Source organism: Pseudomonas sp. 91RF, assembly GCF_003576265.1.
Classification (GTDB): Bacteria; Pseudomonadota; Gammaproteobacteria; order Pseudomonadales; family Pseudomonadaceae; genus Aquipseudomonas; species Aquipseudomonas kribbensis.
On the sequence record NZ_QWFC01000038.1, the window covers coordinates 17,328 to 33,745 of the forward strand.

The window sequence follows — 16,418 nt, forward strand, 5'->3', positions numbered from 1 at the left end:
CAATGAGGGCTGCATTGCCCACCAAATTACGAGAAGAAAACCAGAATTAAAGTTGTACAAAATAATGAGATTCACGACCGGTGGCGAAGGCTATTTAGTTCAAGGTTTATGCGCTTGTGCGGATATGTGGTCAATTCGAGAAAAAATCTATAGCAAACAAAGAAATGCAAGATCGCAGTTCGTTTAGATGAGGTCTGACATGTTATACAGTTGTACAGATTGATATTCTATGTATAAGAAAAAAGCATTAAACATGGCCCTTTGCCTTGTATTAGAAGGATATCTTTGAAAAAAGGAGGATTCGAAAATGCCATTAATTATTCAGTCGCTACATAATGATAATTTACAAAAAATAGTACTGCTTAGCCCTCGCGTTTCTGACATAACGCTTGGAATAATCGAAAAAATTGACGGAGGTGCTATTGAAAATTCAGAAGATGTTGCCGCGGCTCTTATCAGAAACAGTTTCGACTTGATCGGTGCAACTCCAAGTTCGATAGATTCTTTTATAGCAATATTGCTGGAGCTTGAGCGTTCAAAAGCCCTGTCGCACGATCAGGCGCAAGCATTCACTAATCTCACTTTAGAACTAGGTCGCGGCAAATAAGCTTCATAAATAATGCGCGCTCCAACTTGCCTCGCCTACAGCCTGTGGCAAGTTTGGGAGCGCGCTTGAAGCCCGGAACATCTTCAATCGCGAATACAATAAATTATTGAATGCAAATTAAATCAGAAGACCAGGAAACTTACATCTAAGCGGGAGTATTTTTCGTCTCCAATAGAGATGCAACGGTGGTTTTGTCAACGGGCCTACTCATCAAATAGCCCTGAACCTCATGGCATTCGTCGTTCCCCAAGATAGCGAGTTGCTCTTCCGTCTCAACGCCTTCTGCTGTCACCGTCAGCCCCATCGCCTTACCCAGGCTAATGATGGCTTGGACCACCGCACGATCGTTCTCTCCGTTGCTTATGGAGGCGATGAAGCGCTTGTCTATCTTGATACCATCGAAAGGATAAGCCCGCAGGTAGCCTAGTGAAGAATAGCCTGTGCCGAAGTCGTCCATGTTCAGACGTACCCCCAACTGCTTAAGCATGTTCATGGTCGCCAGGGCACCTTCGGTATCGTTGAGCATGACGTTTTCAGTAATCTCCAGCTCAAGTCTGCTTGCTGGAAATCGCGTACTCACCAGCGTCTCACGCACATCCTCGACAACATCACTGTGAGCGAACTGGGCGGGTGACATATTCACAGAGAGCATCACGTCGTTCGGCCAAGTCAGGGCTGTTTCACAAGCCTCGCGTAACACCCATCTTCCTATTCGAACAATTAGGTCGGTCTGCTCTGCTAGCGGAATGAAGAAGTCCGGGCCAAGCAATCCGCGTTTTGGATGCTGCCACCTGACCAGTGCTTCTACAGAAACGATATCTTGGCCGTTGACCTTGTAGCGCGGCTGGTAATGCAGCACGAGCTCCTGGTTCTTTATCGCTAAGCGCAGGTCATCTTCCATTTGTCGACGTGACAGTATTTGGTCGCTCATGTGTGGCTCGAAATAGCACCAGGTATTTTTGCCATCCGCCTTGGCCTGATACAGCGCTATGTCCGCACAACGAATCAATTCGCTCCCTACATAACCTTGCCGACGACTGACTGCGATCCCTACGCTTGCACCAATGTGCAGCGCATGTTCCTCATGGTTGATGGGCTGATGCAGGCTACCAATAAGTCGCGTACAGAACTTGTCGATCTCCTGATGGGTATCCACCCCGTTTAACACCACCACAAACTCATCGCCACCCAGCCTGGCGACCAGGTCCTGAGCTCGCGTGCAGTCACGAAGGCGCTGACTAACCTCCTGCAACACGGCATCACCTACGGGATGCCCGAGCGAGTCGTTGATAGGTTTGAAGTTGTCCAGATCGATCATCAACACAGACAGCGGTGTGGAGTGCTCCTTGAGCAGTAAGGCTTCCTCAATAAATTGGTTAAGCTTGTTGCGGTTAGGTAAGCCGGTCAGCGCGTCATGCATGGAGAGGTGTTGAATCTGAGCGTGAGCGGCGACTTCGTCGGTGATGTCGCTGGCGGTCCCTCGATAACCGATGACGCCATTCTTTTCGCTTATAGGGCGAGCAGAAAGCCTGCAGTAACGAGTCTGCCCAGATTGGTCACGATAGATGCACCTGAGATCGACCGCATGACTATCCTCCGTCAGTTTGCTGAACCACAGAGCCAGCGGCGTAGTATCACAATGCAGTAAAAGCTCGATGTCCTTCCCCAGCCACTGCTGAGCCGCAAATCCCGTCACCGTGCTGAAACGACCTGATAGGTAGGTGATGAAGTGGCGTTCATCTGTCTCCCAGATCCAATCCGACGCAGCCTCGGCTACTGCTCGGAAACGCTCTTCGCTGGCCTCAAGGGCGTGGTTAGCGTCTTCAAGTGCTTTATTAGAACGTTGCATCGCCTCGAAACTAGTGTCGACATAACTGGAAGATCGGAGCGCATGTCGGAAAAAGAGGGCCGTCAGCAGCATCAGCACTAGTAGTGTGCCGGCCAAGGGTGGGAGCAAAGACCAAAGCAAGTGATAGCCAGGACGGTCCAGATCAGCGATCAAGCTATATCCGGTGCTGTCCAATGCGACTTTTTGAGGACTTTCTGCAAGCGTGCCGTCCAGCGCCAGGGTTAGATTGGTCAAGCCATACGCACTACCCATCTTGCGTAGTTTGGTAGGCGTCAGTTTGTCTACGAAAACAAGCACAGAGGTCGTCTTGGGATCTCCCAAGGTGCGTTCGTCGTTCGGCAGAATCGCCGAGGCAGTGATAATGGCAGGCCATCCCTCAAAGAGAGAGTAGGTGCTGATGGGTTTGGTCAGATCAGACTGTGATTGAACTTGATCAACCAGCGCGGATGACGACATTTCAAGGAACGCTGCGATGTCTGAGTGGGTCAACTCGCCTCTGATGAGGGCGTATTTCGTTCGCTCCCTATCAAGTACAAATACTCCGTCATAACTGTCAGTTGTGAACAGCGTCTTGCCCATATTTTGATCGGTATAGGCCCAGTCCACATCGACTTGATCGTTTAGGTGCTCGAAAGCCGTGGTCCAATAGGCATAACTGGTAATGTAACTTTTGGAAGCGGTGATGCGGTTATCCAAGGCGCGAGCTGAGTAAAACTTAGTATCGTTTACGTCGTCATTATCCAAATGTCTCGCGATTGTGAACAGGACACCGGCTGCGGCTATGACTCCTGCAAAAAATAGCAGCCCTACCGCGAATGCCAATCGCCGAGTCACGGCACTTTGGCGTGAGGGAACGAGAGGAGCGTAAGTGGAGATGTCCATTTAGTCGTCCTTGATCCAGGGTCACTTCATGTAGAGGGACGGACCGGTGCAATGTTCCGACTTTCTAACAACAACTTCCAAGCCTAGGCGAATTCCCTTAGCTGATGGGAGGCATCCATTCACGTGCCAGTAGACGCCTAAGAAATAGTTTTCGAAAATGAAGCAGTGAGATCAACCTGTGTGCGGGAATCGAAGCACGCGTGTGCCCTTCCTGAAGCGTGAAGGCAGCGTCGAAACATCCTTCGGTTTACGCTGCCAGCCACCTCCGCTGACGCGACATTAGCGTCCGTGTTGGCATGGCTATGACTCGTTCTATCCAGCGATAAAGCTACGTCCCCAGGCTTGGGCTTTCTACTGCCTGCCTATAGTTATCAGTCGCCTTCTCGATCATTGCTCTTCGCTCTTCTCGGGAGATGAATCCCTCCTCGCAATATTCTTCGGCAAGCCGCAATAGCTCGTCGTACTGCTCGGGCGCACTCATTCGAATTTCGGGGTGATTGAGTAGCCGCTGCCAAGTTTCAAGTGCATGGGCTTTTCTGTCTTCATACATGACGTCGTCCTCCAAATATGACGGTAGAGGACTGCGCATGCATGCGTGTTCATCCTCAGCGACAAGCGGGCTCAATCCATACCCGCTAACCGATGCTGGGCAACCCCTCGACCTATAGCTTGTCACCGATGCCGATACGAGAAGCCCAGCGCTTAAAACTTAGCTGGGTTGAAAGGTGAAGAGCTCCTGTACGGAGCGCCGCAGCCCGAGTTTGGACATGATTCCGAGCGCATTCCGTCCTTAACGGTCCGATACAAGCTCCTCGGCTGACATCTTTATTCTATCTGTCAGACCCTCAGAATCTTCTCGGACGCTCGTTGTCGCAGCATTTATCAAGCAGATAAATAGGGGTTCATCATGACCGACAACCTTCAAAACCGTGGCCCCCAAGACCGCGAGCGTATCAATACGTCCGAAGAGTGGGAGGTGGATTATTGGAGCAATAAATTCGAGGTAAGCACCGATCAGTTGAGGGCGGCGGTAAAAGCCGTAGGCCCGATGGTGGCAGACGTGCGCAGAAAGCTCGGAAAGTGATCAGGATTGTCTGAGATCGTGTTGGAGTTAAGCATGATGAAGTCTCAACTCGCTCCTCTGTTCAAGGAAGTCTTCTCCGAGCTTCGAATCTTGAACCGCCTAATCACGGAATTAGAGAATGCGGCTGGTCATCCGTCTCTACGCGGGCATCAGACCGTAGATGACGATGAATGCATTGACCTGTCCTTCGAGTCGCTTCACCTGGCGCTCGGCGACATAGAGCAAAGAGTTTCCCTGATCGCTGAGGCCATAGGCGAGAGCCGGAAACTTTAGGCGCCAAGCTAACTACCCAAGCTTAGCGGCCCCCTAAACCGAAGTCAGGTACTCCACCAGTGTTGCGGCACAGGCTTCGATTGCGCCATCAACCACCAACTCGAAGCCGTGAGTGTTTTCCGTCGGTATGGCGAGACAGCCTGCTTGCGCGCTGAAGCCTGCGCCCATAACGGCACTTGCGTCGGACGCAAAGTCCACGAGAAGTGCAAATTGCGGATCGAGATGGCACCGCTGGGCTGCATTTGCCAATGCCATTACCACCGCACGAGAGTAGTAGCCCTTCTCATCGCCTGTATTGATGATGGGATTCACGCTGAGCTTGGTACCGTACTCGCTCACAACTGGTCCGACTTCGACAGCAATTGTGATGTCTCCGGGCAAATGAGAGGCGGCGTACATGGCGCCAGCATTATTTTCTTCTTCAAGCGTGGTGAATACGAAATACGCGTCAGAGAGCTGACCCTCAGGGCGTTCGCTGAGTTGCGCAACCGCTTTTAGCATGGCTGCGACAGGTGCCCGGTCATCAAGAAAGTGCGCTGCTGTCGCGTCTCCAACGCGAAATGGCGTTCTCCAGTGTTGGCTCAAGACCACGCGTGTTCCTGGCCGAATGCCAAGATGTTGAAGTGTCTTCGGATCTTTTCGCGTAATGACGTGGACGTCTTTCCATTGGACAGCGCCGTTCAGGACATCATTGCCTTGTGGTGAGCCCCCGGTTACGTGCATCGAACCGAATGAAAGAACGCCTGAGAGTATTTCCCTGTCGCCCAGGATATCGACCGGACAAACGCCGAAATTCACCGGGTTAGCTCCGCCCAATGCCACGACCCGCAATGTGCCGTCTGGTTCAACTCGCTTAACCACCATAGCGATCTCATCCATATGGCCCATGACACGTACTGTTGAGCGGCTTTGAGCGTCGGGCACTCGACACTTGAGCAGACCAATCAAGTTGCCGGCTTGGTCGACCCAAGATTCATCACAGTAGCGGGAAAGATATTCGAGGCAAATGGCGCGTACTTCGTCTTCCTGTCCACCAGGACCACGTGCTATGAGCAGGCGGCTGAGCAAGTCCTGAGTTTTTTCGTTCCCGTTGGCGATCACCTTATGGCCGTCAGGAATGATGCCGTTCTGCGACATACGTAAGCTCCTATTTATTCAGTGGGTTCCTCAAAGCTCATGAATTTAGGGGGCCTACATCCGAAAAGATTCAGATCAACGATCCGTTGTTCATCCAACCAGTGCTTGGAGCTGCATAGACTTTGTAAAGCTGAAGGAGTGGCGGTAGCTCAACTGGCTCGTAAATCCGCTATCAGGCTAAGGGCCAAGTGACTTCCTGTAGGTCCATCACTCGTTTGTCATTAACAGGTCAATACTTGGATTGGTGTGTGTGCTAAGCAGGGTGGTCACAGTCGTCCTTCGCATTTTTTCTGAATCCGCGAAGGTTCATCACAAACAAGAACACCTGAAGAAGGATCAGCGCATACGCATCTGTGTGATAACCCCACACAACCCACAATGCGTTGCTAATGATAAAAAATACAAATCCTGCCATTCGACGCTTCGGTCGCTGGGACCCAATCCACCAGGCAGCGAGTACGGTCACCACCATGGCTGGCCACTGTAACCAGTCAATATCGAACTGGCTCATGACAGATCTCTAGAAATCTGTTGTTCATCTTTTTTCTGGGCTTGTGTCATTGGGTTCCCCAGGTCTCAGATCCATTGATCTGACTTTGTGAAAGCATAGTGAACTCAGATGGGCCCAAGTCCTTCGGTATGAAGACAAGTGTCTTTCTCTCAAAGTACGAGGACATCAACATGCGAGCAATGACTTACCACGGCACCCATGACGTCAGAGTCGAAAATGTGCCGGATCCGATACTAGAAGCTCCGGACGACATCATTTTGCGTGTTACAGCGACGGCTATCTGCGGTTCGGACTTGCACCTGTACCGCGGCAAAATTCCGACCGTCGAACATGGCGATATCTTCGGTCACGAGTTCATGGGAATCGTCGAAGAGACCGGTTCTGCTGTCACGGCCGTGGAGCGAGGTGATCGAGTCGTGATTCCCTTCGTCATCGCCTATGGTGATTGTTTCTTCTGCCAGCAGGAGCTTTACGCCGCGTGCGAGACCACCAATGCTGGCCCAGGCGCCGCGTTGAACAAGAAGCTGATCCCGCCGCCGGCGGCGCTGTTCGGATATAGCCGAATGTATGGCGGAATTCCGGGTGGCCAAGCTGAACTGGTGAGGGTGCCCAAGGCCAACACAGGGCCATTCAAGGTGCCAGGCACGCTGGCGGACGAGAAGGTGCTGTTTCTCTCCGATATTCTTCCAACCGCGTGGCAAGCGGTCCTCAATGCCAACATCCGTCAAGGATCCAGCGTGGCGATCTACGGAGCCGGCCCGGTAGGGCTGCTGAGCGCCGCCTGCGCACGCATGCTCGGGGCAGAGCGGATTTTCATGGTCGACCATCATGCGTATCGTCTGGATTACGCGCAGCGTACCTATGGTGTGATACCGATCAATTTTGATGACGACGATGATCCGGCTGACACGATCATCCGCCAGACACCGGGTAGCAGGGGTGTGGACGGGGTGATCGACGCGGTCGGATTCGAAGCCAAGGGCAGCACGACCGAAACGGTGCTGGCCACGCTCAAGCTCGAAGGCAGTAGTGGTAAAGCCCTGCGCCAGTGCATAGCCGCCGTGCGGCGCGGGGGTGTGGTAAGTGTGCCGGGTGTGTACTCAGGGTTCATTCACGGCTTTCTATTCGGCGACGCTTTCGATAAGGGGCTGACGTTCAAGATGGGTCAGACCCATGTACAGCGATTCCTGCCTGAACTGCTGGAACACATCGAGACAGGGCGTCTGCAACCTGAAGCCATTATCACCCACAGGTTGTCCCTGGAGCAGGCGGCTGAGGGTTACCGGATCTTCGACAAAAAACAGGAAAACTGCCGCAAGGTTATTCTGACTCCCGGCAGCACCGACGTCCCCCTCTCCGACGTCAATGAAACTTCGCCAATGGTTCCAGTCGCTTGAAGCTGAGCATATTAGAGCCGGCCGCTGTGTGTGGTGTGAATGGGGCCTGTCGTCACAACGGACGATGGGCCTCGCACTTCCACTGGGCCACATTAGTTTAATCGCAATAACCTTTAGGTCCCTTGGCCCATGCCTTCAACTGCCCGCCGATAATTCGCCGTCGCTTTCTCAATCATTGACCGGCGTGTTGCCGCTGATGCGATTTTGACCCAGGCTGCCTGAATTCATTGATCTATCCAAATATTCAGCGAACGATGTGTTTACGCGGGATTTCACAGGCCGCATATAGATCAGTCAAAATCAGCAACCTGGGTCAAAATCGCATCAGCGCCAACACGCCTTTGTTTTAAGCTGATCGTCCCAATTGGCTGAGCATCAAAAACAAGCCAATAGCTGCTGACGGTAATGTTGGGAAAATGTGACCTGGTAAATGGGCTCAGTTGCAACGCCACCCAGCCAAATGCTGTTCGCAGCCTGCAACCCAACACCTAATTCTGCGCCACCTAACCCAGCACCTTCGATACCCTCGACATGACCCGAAGCATCCATTGGATTAGACCTTGATACTGGGTTAAATCCAGGTATCTGCGCCTCTCTCAAAACCGCAAGGTCATCCGGCAAATCATCTGCAATCCGCTCCGCAAAGCCTTGAAGCATCGGCTCTGCCAGCATGAATAGCCATGCCTGGTGGTCCCATTCACCTGTGCGTCGCAGTACCCGTCCAAGCACTTGCCGGTAGTGCAGTTCGGTGCGGATACGGCTGAGGTAACAGCACACTTGCAGGCGCGGGATGTCGGTGCCTTCGCTGATCATTCCCACCGCCACAATCCAGCGGCAGATGCTACTCCGGAATGAATTGATCACCTGCTGCGCATCCGGGGTTTTGTTAGTCACGATGAGACATTTTTCCCCCATTGCTTCCAGTGCCAGTGCAATTTGCTTTGCATGTTCGATATCGGTGGCCACCACCAAACCAGCGGCATCAGGTTTGACCTGACGTAGCTCGTTCAGCTTGCTGCGGCCAAGGTCCAGGATTGGGTTGATCACCTCGTCATGGCGCAGTAGTTCCTCATAGGTGACAGGTGACTCCCCCAAAAGTTTGGCGATGCTGGGAAACAGCCTCACGGAGCTGTCCGCACCCAGTTCTTCCGTGAGTTTCACCTTCTGATTGTCGAGCAGAACAATGCGAGGTGATCTGCACACGCCGTCAGTAATGGCGTCCTTCAAGCCATAACGGTAATCGCAGATCAAATGCCCTTCGGGTGACGAGTAGCGCGCCAATGCGATGGCTTTGTCGTCCGAGCGCCAAGGCGTGCCAGAAAGGGCCAGCGTAAACGTAGCGCGATCCTGCACCCTATGTAGTATCTGCTGACCCCAGGCATTACTAAGGAGCGGATCGTGGCCGGCACAATGGTGAATCTCATCGAAAACCACTAATACCCGATATTCATCAAGAAGCTGCCAGAAGCCCTCATCTCGGTATTCCATTGCCTGATAGGTGTAGGACCCTCCGACGGCACCTATCTGGCCATCGAGACGTCTGCCAAGCACTTCCGAAAAGGTCGAACGAAAACCCTCAACGACCTGGCAGGACGGTGCAAAGCACAGCACCAGATCAATTCGGTCCTGCTCAAGCAGTCGGTTGGCCAATTCAGCGGCCATGCGCGTCTTACCGGCTCCCGGTGTTGCCTGGCAGAAGAAGTGCGGCGTGACGGTAAAGTGCTCCAATGCCTTGGCGATGCAGCTGTTCTGCCAGCTGCGTAGCGATCTGCTCATCATGGCGCAGCAAGCGTTTTGAGGGTCTTCTCAATGGCACGTAAATGGCCCAGAAGACGAGAACTGCGATCCCTGGCCTCTAGGTAATCGCCTTCAACCTTGTCGCGCAAATAAGGCATCTCGTCCAGAAGCAGCTTGAATCGCTCTGCCTCGCCCATTGAAGTAAGAAAGTCCAAGCGGACTTCTTTGTGGAGTGCTTCCAGCTGCAAATCCGTACTGGCTGACGACTTAAACGGCAAAGCCTCCACGTCGCGCAACGCAGTGTCTGGTTCGGAAACAGCGGCAGCCATGAGACTGTTCTCAAAACCGTTGTCGATCAGTTCCAATTGCAGGTGCGCCGGAACCGGCTGCAGGTGGTAAACCTGTCCTCGGACACGACGATCCTCGTCCAGTGCAACCCAGCCCGCGCGCACCAATCGACGGATCTGCTCATACACATAGCGTCGCACATCGGCGAGACGAAATTGTGGGCCGTTTAGGCGAGCAGCATAGGTATCTCGCAGTTCACGGGTCGTAAAGCTTGTGCGCCCTGGCTCATGAAGCAGCTCATACAGACGCCTGTCGAAGATAAACAAGGCCGATTTCATTGAGGTACCAGAAGAGTTAGCGCGGAAGAAATGCGGATTATAATCCGTGGCTTGTGGGTCCGCAAACGCACGATAGTGCCGCCTCAAGTTTAATTGAGTCGGTCATGGATAAGTTGGCGAAAGCGTTAGGGGAACGCATCCGAGTGCAGAGGAAGGCCTGCCGGATTTCCCAAGATGCACTGGCGCTGGCGTGCAATATCGACCGTAGTTACGTAGGGCGGATCGAACGTGGTGAGGTCAACATCACCGTCGAGAAGCTATATCGCATCGCGAACGTGCTTGCATGCGATCCATGCGGCCTACTGCCTCAGGTGGGGTTCTACCCCGCTAACACTGAGACTTTCGAGTAAGTTCACGCCGAGGTGAAGGACCTGTCATTTTTATCACGCAGCAGGGGGCCGACCTTCGATGAGCGGTCCGAGCTGCTATACGCCATCGACCGTTCCAGTTCACGCACCCGTTGCCACAACTTCATATTCTGAGCCAGCACGATGTCACGCTGCACCTGAACTATTGACAGCGTTTTTTCCAGCGCTGCCAGCTGACTTTCCATCTGCCGGATTTGTTTGCCGCTCGATGAAACCGCCCCTTTGCTGGCCTCTGTCCGAACCGCCTCGATTTGAGCCAGTAGCGGTAAATGCGCTTTACGCGACTTCTTCAAGTAGCCACGGTCAAATCCGGCTTCCAGACTAACTATGCTAGCGGTGAGTCTCGACAGGTCTAAGCCCACATGCCCGGGAACAACAGGCTTCCCAACCAAGAGGCGCTGTAAGGCTTCCTCGCAAGCGCTCACCCCGTTGCTTGTTCCGTTACCAGACTTCATCGTTAAACCTCTACTGAGTCAATCAGGCGGGCTTTGAAGGTGGTTAAACGTTCAATATCGCCCTTCACAATTTGATATTCGCCGGAGCCTTCTGCGTAGCTGCACAACTCATCCATCGCATCCTTAATCGCCGCATTAATCTTATCGGGTTTGATGATCGCGCCCACGCAAGCCAGGCATTCCGTGTAGTCACCGAGCAAGAAAGAGTCACAGCGGCCCACCTTTGTACAGCCACCTAGCAACGTCGGCCGGTAACTTATTTCACCGTTTTTCACCCGTTGTTCGGTGTCAGCGCGCACATCCTCAATTTGAATCTCACCCGACTTAATACGCTCTTTCTGTTTCGCCATGTACGAACCTGTGCCACCGAACAGCGGTTCCTCATCAAACAGCAGATCGGCAATCAACTGGTTCGCCACCGACATGGGCATGGCCATCTGATACTCGAAAGCGAAGTGATTGCTTGGCAGCACAAAGTCTTTCTTCTTGTCGTCGTAATAGCCAAAAACAGTGCGCAGGTTATCGTAGTGATTCGAGTAATAGCGTGCCATTTCAATCGTCATGTGCTTGAACTGCACCCGCAGCGTCGGCAACGAAAGAAAACCGCTACTGCTGCCATAGAATGACAGCGACCGTCGAAACTGATGACTTGTCAACGGCCAGGGCTGGCCGACAGCAAATGCTGGCTCATTGTGAAAGTCACGAGAAGGATCGCTCTGCGCCAGCTCATCTAAGTCTTCCTTTCCGATCAATGGCCGGCGCAGAAAAGTTCCTCGTGAATCCTTAAGATTCGCTACGCCGACCTCGGCTCTCTTCCGCGAAAAACTGAGAATGGACGGATTGAGAAACAGCGGGCAGCGGGCGTCCAACTCGATCTTGTAGAGTTTGGCGAGACCGCGACAAATCGCCTGGGCGACTTCGACCGCCCTGATGACCTCCCCCGGCGCGAACCATGTGCCTTCTTTCTTGTAGCCGGTGAACTTCGTCGTGGTCGAGAGCACGTTTACTGACTGCGGCTTATCACGCTCAATGCCCTGGTCATCGATAACGGCCTGCCTGACGACTTTTTCGGAAAAACAGTGATACGGAATTCGCATCACCTCCTGATCGCGCATACCGGTGTAGAGGTGGATCACCGTTTTCACCAAATCCTGCATCTTTCTTAAGCCGCGTTGCAGGCTCCTTAAATAAGGGCACTCAAACTCACCAGCAAACACTGAAGTCAGACCGTGATCCTTGATCGCTTGCGCCATATCGGGTCGCCAGCGTGCCTGGCCACCAATACCCAGACATCTCTGACGGTCATAAGTGATGCCATAATACTCATCAGCAAAGCAGGAGATAAAGGACTCGAGACGTCCAACACCTAGATAAAGCTGATCGAGCAGGTCGCCGGAAGTATTGATGAGTTTCAGATAGATTTGAGTCGGAATGACTGGATGCTGCTTGTAGTTGGGTCGATCACCGTCAAATTTGTCGGGATTAAGCACGGCATAACCCAGCCGTGCTTCGCCTACCCTGGTCAATCCTTGTAAAATCCCAGCAAGAACCCTTTTGCTAAAGCTAACTTTACCAATAAAAGCCCCCAGATAAACCGGCACGGTAAAGAGCTGCTGTAAGTACAGTACGCCGACAATGGGCTTCTGTTTCTGCTGATAGCAAAACTGAATGGCCACGCGCAGCACGACCCAATACTGGTTCAATGTGCTTGCACTCAGTCCACCTTTTCGCCCGCCACCGGCAAAATAGATAATGCAATACAGCAGATATTTGGCTTCTTCTATCAGTGCCTGCTGGTCTTGCCCACTTTCATCGAACACCTTATCAAAAAGTATTCGGCTGATTTTGTTTGCACTCAGCCGGTAAGGGTTAAAGTCCCAAATGGGCTCGCCGTATACTGCCGTGGCGTTGCCTTCCTCATCACGACAAAGTACGAAATCGGGCGCGGGCTTGTCGAGAAGTTGGGGTGCTTTGTCTGGCTCACTGGCAGGCAGAAACTGACCGCTGGAAAAGAGACTTCCAATGGACTCGACAACAGCGTTCAAAATACCACCCCCATTTGTTCATAACGGCTCAGGCGGTTCTCCCAGAACGGCGTGAGTTCACCGTATTCAAACACCTTAGCCTTGATCGCTTCGATCAACTGGCTCACCGCATTCGAACGCTCGCCAAGCGCCTCAAGGATGAACTCGATTCGGATCGACAATTCTTTGTAGAGCGCTTCGGCATGTGCCGCATCGGGCGATGCTTTACGCACCGCATTGATCACATACTGCAAACTCACAATTTTATGTAAGTCTTCTTCATCGCTGTGACAGATATAGTGCTCGCAGTAAAAGCAGCCGTATTGGCTACGGCACTTCGGCTCTATTATCACAGCCCCAGAGTCGCGCACAGGGATGGGCTGGCTGAACCCGTCACAGTGCCCCGTCGCCGTTGCTATCTCGCCCTTTGGGAGCCTCTCGCTGCGATCACGAACGACTTGAGCGGCATGATGAATGGCCCGCCAGAATTTTCCGAACTCGGCTGCCTGCTGCTCAGGCGTAGCGTCCGAATAAGTGGATAGATTCACCGCCTCGCTGTGATTCAAGTTTGCAGCTACCGTGGACGGCGACACGCCGGCGGTGTGCATCCCCAGGCTTTTGTGCTTTCGCATCTTGCGTGGCGAAAGAATCTTTACCTGGGGGTCGAGGAAGTTGCCGCTGACGGTCCTAAAGAACCCAGACATCATTCCAGTTGTCTTAAAATAAGAAAATTCGTGCTTGGGACCTACTCGTTTTCCAGTCGTGAGCATCGTAAAGAACAACCCATCATGTGTCGCTCCATTCAGAATCCACTCACGAAGCTTCAGGTACTCCTTGAGCAGCGGCAAACCTGTGTCCCGCCCGATGTTGTATAGAGTTGCTTTCCCGCCCGCCCGGAACTTCACAGCCGACAGCTCTTTTGTGATTGGAGACTTCTCAACCTCGAGCGCGTCTGCATATCTAAACTGGTCAAACTCGGTCGGAGTGGCGCCTGTAATCATCAAGAAAAGATTCGCATAGGCTTTCGCGGCAAGACCCGCCACCTGAAGCCGGTGCCAGTGGCGCTCATCTTCGTTGGCCGAATCCAAGTTCGCCTTCGCGCCTCCTAGGTCGTGCTCTGCTTCCGATTTATAGAATCGCGTTCGACCTTTTTTTTCTCTAGCTGCCCGCCATTCTTCTACAGTCGCAATCCGTCGCTCGCCGGCATTATATGAAGACGGCGACTCCTTGAATGGCCCAACCCAACCGTGGTTTGATGGAAACCCAACCACCTCATAATCTCTGATACTCACAACGAAGGGATACGGCTGATTGTTCAGCACGAAAGCGCTGCATTGCCGGGCTATGGCCAAACAAACGTCCCGGTACACCTCAACATGGGCAACGCTGGCTGTTTCAGAGCCCTTCTCCGCAATTATCCTGACCGCGCCGGCGAGAATATAGTGGCTGTCTTCTGGATAAAGCAGTTCAATAACTATGGAAGCATTGCGCTGATAATTTAGAGCACTTCTAGGCTTCCATGCCTGATGGGTAATTTGATAATTCAGGTGCGCAGTATAGTTTTGATAAGCTTCCTGAGCTTGCGATGCGCTGGCAAACACTTCTCTATAGCCTTGCGCATTCAGCCAATCGATAAAGTACTCGATAATTCTCAATCGCGCTCGGACACTCGAATCACGCAGACCGACCAAGGACTTCAGTAATCTCATAACGAGTTCACGGCGACTTTCAACAAAAGACTCAATCACTACCGGCGTGCCGCGATCATCCCAAACGTTTTCATTCTCGCCACGAATGACATACGCGAAACTGCCAATATCAAATGGCTTCTTCATCTCCTTCGGAGACAGTTGCAGGCGCAAACGCTCAGGTTCGGCAAACTCATGGGGGACTTCACGTAGCTTAATAATCTGTGTATTTACACGATGCTCGAATTGCTCAATGCTATTCATCGCGCACCTCCACCTTCAGCATCGCGTAGCCGCCATTAAATAACTTGCCCTCCCAAATCTCTTGTGCAATGACTTTTTCGTGAGTCATCTTGAACAATTTTAGATAGTTCTCCGTCGTTTCTCTGGACTCGTGGTGCATGCGCTTCTGAATAAAGTCGATGTCTTCGCCAGGCTTTATCGCTCCTTCCTGAACCAATGGCTGCAAGCGCTGGTAGAGTTGATAGCCATAGGTCGCTCGCAGCCAGTGATATGTAAAGTCTTTCGGAAATGGGCTAGAGGCTTTTTGGATCAATTTGCGCTTAATTGTCTCCGTTACCTGTCCTGTCTGCGGCGATTTCACAATCGTATAGCGCGGATCGCTTTCGGCCATGTAATAGCAGTTGCCTTGATCGGAGAGAAACAAATACATATCGTCCTCGGCCACCGACAGGCCGGGATGACTGGCCTCTAACTGAGCGCGGAACTTCTTTCGCCGCGCTTTCATAATAGGGCTTTCGGAAAGCGTGACCAGTTCTTCGGCAAGTTGCTTCGGAACGTACAGGACTTGCGGTTTGTCGTATTTCGTATCAATGCCGGTGCCGGGGCCGGCATTTAATTTATAGGCACCCTCAGGCTGCAGCCTGTCCTCTGTAAAGCCCTTCAAATGCTTCAAGCGTATGGTCAGAACTGTTTGCTTGCGGGCGCCCGTCATTAGCGCGGTCATCAAAATCAATCGCTCAACCACAGACCATTCTTTTTCTGTGCGAATGGTGGCAAGAAACGCACCTAACTCACGATTGGAAAGCGGCCTAAGATCATCGCCATCCTCCCGCACGTACCCCAGTGGTACTGAACTAACCGGTGCCGTGCGCCGCGTTTGACTGCGCTTTTCTGCTTCTATGACCTTGTAGCCTTTAGAACCCCGCACTGTGAATCGTACCAGCTTAATCGTGTCGACACGTTTGATGTCGAGATCAAGCCAATGCTCGGAAACGTATTTGTAAAAGTGATAAACAGCGGCGGTATATTGATTGATCACCTGATTACTGCGATGACCTTCGTTAATTAGGTGATAGAAGTATTTATAGGTAGGGCGATGCGGAGGTCTAGAACCGGAAAAGTCTTCCCAATCTAGATTTTTATCTTCACAAAACAGGAGGTAATCAAGCAGCTTGCTTGCACGACGCCGAACGTCATCAGTGCGCCGATTTAACGGAGTGTTTTCACGCATGAGACTGAGCAAATAATCGTTCGCCTGGTGCCAGGGATCGCCATTTGCATGAAATAGAAATGGGAAGTTGAACAAATCACGGTCATGCTCGCCGCCGACTTCATCGAGCTGGAAAATGATTCTGGGCCCATCCCCTTCGAGCCCCAAGGTGGCCGAACCTGTTGGGGCTTCATGGACATATAGACTGGCGAAGGCGTCACGCAGATGCGGGATAAGAATCAGTCGGCCTTGGTGAAGCGAATTAATATAGGACATGGCTACCTCTCCATCTCAGAAGGTAGTCAAGCCTATATGTTACGTAATTTC

At 52.3% G+C, this 16,418-nt stretch carries 15 protein-coding genes; 5 read left to right on the forward strand and 10 right to left on the reverse strand.

Going from position 1 to position 16,418, the window contains the following annotated elements; genetic code table 11:
• The first annotated feature begins 307 nt into the window (after positions 1 to 307).
• Positions 308 to 607: a hypothetical protein gene (locus DXT77_RS19865; RefSeq protein ID WP_119428867.1), complete on the forward strand. Its 300-nt coding sequence runs from the start codon at positions 308 to 310 to the stop codon at positions 605 to 607.
• A 145-nt stretch (positions 608 to 752) separates the two neighbouring features.
• On the opposite strand, the gene DXT77_RS19870 is transcribed toward DXT77_RS19865, so the two are convergent.
• Together DXT77_RS19870 and DXT77_RS19875 are read right to left on the reverse strand one after the other, a co-directional pair.
• Positions 753 to 3,338: an EAL domain-containing protein gene (locus DXT77_RS19870; RefSeq protein ID WP_119428868.1), complete on the reverse strand. Its 2,586-nt coding sequence runs from the start codon at positions 3,336 to 3,338 to the stop codon at positions 753 to 755.
• A 328-nt stretch (positions 3,339 to 3,666) separates the two neighbouring features.
• The gene (locus tag DXT77_RS19875; RefSeq protein ID WP_119428957.1) at positions 3,667 to 3,888 is read right to left on the reverse strand and encodes a hypothetical protein; all 222 of its coding nucleotides are present in this window, start codon (positions 3,886 to 3,888) and stop codon (positions 3,667 to 3,669) included.
• Positions 3,889 to 4,245: 357 nt separating this feature from the next.
• Here DXT77_RS19875 and DXT77_RS19880 point away from each other — a divergent pair, with 357 nt between their 5' ends.
• Together DXT77_RS19880 and DXT77_RS19885 are read left to right on the forward strand one after the other, a co-directional pair.
• Positions 4,246 to 4,422: a DUF3606 domain-containing protein gene (locus DXT77_RS19880; protein WP_119428869.1), complete on the forward strand. Its 177-nt coding sequence runs from the start codon at positions 4,246 to 4,248 to the stop codon at positions 4,420 to 4,422.
• Between the two features lie 33 nt (positions 4,423 to 4,455).
• A complete protein-coding gene (locus tag DXT77_RS19885) occupies positions 4,456 to 4,695 on the forward strand; it encodes a hypothetical protein (protein ID WP_119428870.1) in 240 nt (79 codons plus the stop codon).
• A gap of 33 nt (positions 4,696 to 4,728) precedes the next feature.
• Here DXT77_RS19885 and DXT77_RS19890 read toward each other — a convergent pair whose 3' ends face one another.
• A complete protein-coding gene (locus tag DXT77_RS19890) occupies positions 4,729 to 5,832 on the reverse strand; it encodes a M42 family peptidase (RefSeq protein WP_119428871.1) in 1,104 nt (367 codons plus the stop codon).
• 253 nt (positions 5,833 to 6,085) lie between these two features.
• Entirely contained in the window at positions 6,086 to 6,343 is a 258-nt protein-coding gene (locus DXT77_RS19895) for a hypothetical protein (RefSeq protein ID WP_119428872.1), read from the reverse strand.
• Between the two features lie 170 nt (positions 6,344 to 6,513).
• Here DXT77_RS19895 and DXT77_RS19900 point away from each other — a divergent pair, with 170 nt between their 5' ends.
• Positions 6,514 to 7,740 (forward strand): zinc-dependent alcohol dehydrogenase, encoded by a 1,227-nt coding sequence (locus tag DXT77_RS19900; protein WP_119428958.1) that lies wholly within the window; start codon positions 6,514 to 6,516, stop codon positions 7,738 to 7,740.
• 375 nt (positions 7,741 to 8,115) lie between these two features.
• On the opposite strand, the gene DXT77_RS19905 is transcribed toward DXT77_RS19900, so the two are convergent.
• Positions 8,116 to 9,516, reverse strand: coding sequence for a DEAD/DEAH box helicase (locus tag DXT77_RS19905; protein ID WP_119428959.1), 1,401 nt, complete (start codon positions 9,514 to 9,516; stop codon positions 8,116 to 8,118).
• Entirely contained in the window at positions 9,516 to 10,103 is a 588-nt protein-coding gene (locus tag DXT77_RS19910) for a hypothetical protein (protein WP_119428873.1), read from the reverse strand. Before DXT77_RS19910 ends, DXT77_RS19905 begins: the two co-directional genes overlap by 1 nt.
• 104 nt (positions 10,104 to 10,207) lie before the next feature.
• Here DXT77_RS19910 and DXT77_RS19915 point away from each other — a divergent pair, with 104 nt between their 5' ends.
• Positions 10,208 to 10,453, forward strand: a complete 246-nt coding sequence (locus DXT77_RS19915) for a helix-turn-helix domain-containing protein (RefSeq protein ID WP_119428874.1) — start codon at positions 10,208 to 10,210, stop codon at positions 10,451 to 10,453.
• A 2-nt stretch (positions 10,454 to 10,455) separates the two neighbouring features.
• Here the strand turns inward: DXT77_RS19915 and DXT77_RS19920 are convergent, their stop codons facing one another.
• Genes DXT77_RS19920 through DXT77_RS19935 form a run of 4 tightly spaced genes read right to left on the reverse strand, consistent with a single transcriptional unit; the run spans position 10,456 to position 16,367 of the window.
• Positions 10,456 to 10,926, reverse strand: coding sequence for a hypothetical protein (locus tag DXT77_RS19920; protein ID WP_119428875.1), 471 nt, complete (start codon positions 10,924 to 10,926; stop codon positions 10,456 to 10,458).
• 2 nt (positions 10,927 to 10,928) lie between these two features.
• The gene (locus DXT77_RS19925; protein ID WP_119428876.1) at positions 10,929 to 12,971 is read right to left on the reverse strand and encodes an integrase; all 2,043 of its coding nucleotides are present in this window, start codon (positions 12,969 to 12,971) and stop codon (positions 10,929 to 10,931) included.
• Complete coding sequence (locus DXT77_RS19930; RefSeq protein WP_119428877.1) at positions 12,968 to 14,902, reverse strand: hypothetical protein; 1,935 nt, start codon at positions 14,900 to 14,902, stop codon at positions 12,968 to 12,970. The genes DXT77_RS19925 and DXT77_RS19930 overlap by 4 nt, the downstream gene beginning before the upstream one ends.
• Positions 14,895 to 16,367, reverse strand: a complete 1,473-nt coding sequence (locus tag DXT77_RS19935) for a site-specific integrase (RefSeq protein WP_119428878.1) — start codon at positions 16,365 to 16,367, stop codon at positions 14,895 to 14,897. Before DXT77_RS19935 ends, DXT77_RS19930 begins: the two co-directional genes overlap by 8 nt.
• Positions 16,368 to 16,418 lie beyond the last annotated feature (51 nt).

What these genes read in the sequence shown, in the direction of transcription:
- DXT77_RS19865 (WP_119428867.1), top strand. Translation starts at nt 308, where the DNA reads ATGCCATTAATTATTCAGTCGCTACATAATGATAATTTACAAAAAATA.
- DXT77_RS19870 (WP_119428868.1), bottom strand. Translation starts at nt 3,338, where the DNA reads ATGGACATCTCCACTTACGCTCCTCTCGTTCCCTCACGCCAAAGTGCC.
- DXT77_RS19875 (WP_119428957.1), bottom strand. Translation starts at nt 3,888, where the DNA reads ATGTATGAAGACAGAAAAGCCCATGCACTTGAAACTTGGCAGCGGCTA.
- DXT77_RS19880 (WP_119428869.1), top strand. Translation starts at nt 4,246, where the DNA reads ATGACCGACAACCTTCAAAACCGTGGCCCCCAAGACCGCGAGCGTATC.
- DXT77_RS19885 (WP_119428870.1), top strand. Translation starts at nt 4,456, where the DNA reads ATGATGAAGTCTCAACTCGCTCCTCTGTTCAAGGAAGTCTTCTCCGAG.
- DXT77_RS19890 (WP_119428871.1), bottom strand. Translation starts at nt 5,832, where the DNA reads ATGTCGCAGAACGGCATCATTCCTGACGGCCATAAGGTGATCGCCAAC.
- DXT77_RS19895 (WP_119428872.1), bottom strand. Translation starts at nt 6,343, where the DNA reads ATGAGCCAGTTCGATATTGACTGGTTACAGTGGCCAGCCATGGTGGTG.
- DXT77_RS19900 (WP_119428958.1), top strand. Translation starts at nt 6,514, where the DNA reads ATGCGAGCAATGACTTACCACGGCACCCATGACGTCAGAGTCGAAAAT.
- DXT77_RS19905 (WP_119428959.1), bottom strand. Translation starts at nt 9,516, where the DNA reads ATGAGCAGATCGCTACGCAGCTGGCAGAACAGCTGCATCGCCAAGGCA.
- DXT77_RS19910 (WP_119428873.1), bottom strand. Translation starts at nt 10,103, where the DNA reads ATGAAATCGGCCTTGTTTATCTTCGACAGGCGTCTGTATGAGCTGCTT.
- DXT77_RS19915 (WP_119428874.1), top strand. Translation starts at nt 10,208, where the DNA reads ATGGATAAGTTGGCGAAAGCGTTAGGGGAACGCATCCGAGTGCAGAGG.
- DXT77_RS19920 (WP_119428875.1), bottom strand. Translation starts at nt 10,926, where the DNA reads ATGAAGTCTGGTAACGGAACAAGCAACGGGGTGAGCGCTTGCGAGGAA.
- DXT77_RS19930 (WP_119428877.1), bottom strand. Translation starts at nt 14,902, where the DNA reads ATGAATAGCATTGAGCAATTCGAGCATCGTGTAAATACACAGATTATT.
- DXT77_RS19935 (WP_119428878.1), bottom strand. Translation starts at nt 16,367, where the DNA reads ATGTCCTATATTAATTCGCTTCACCAAGGCCGACTGATTCTTATCCCG.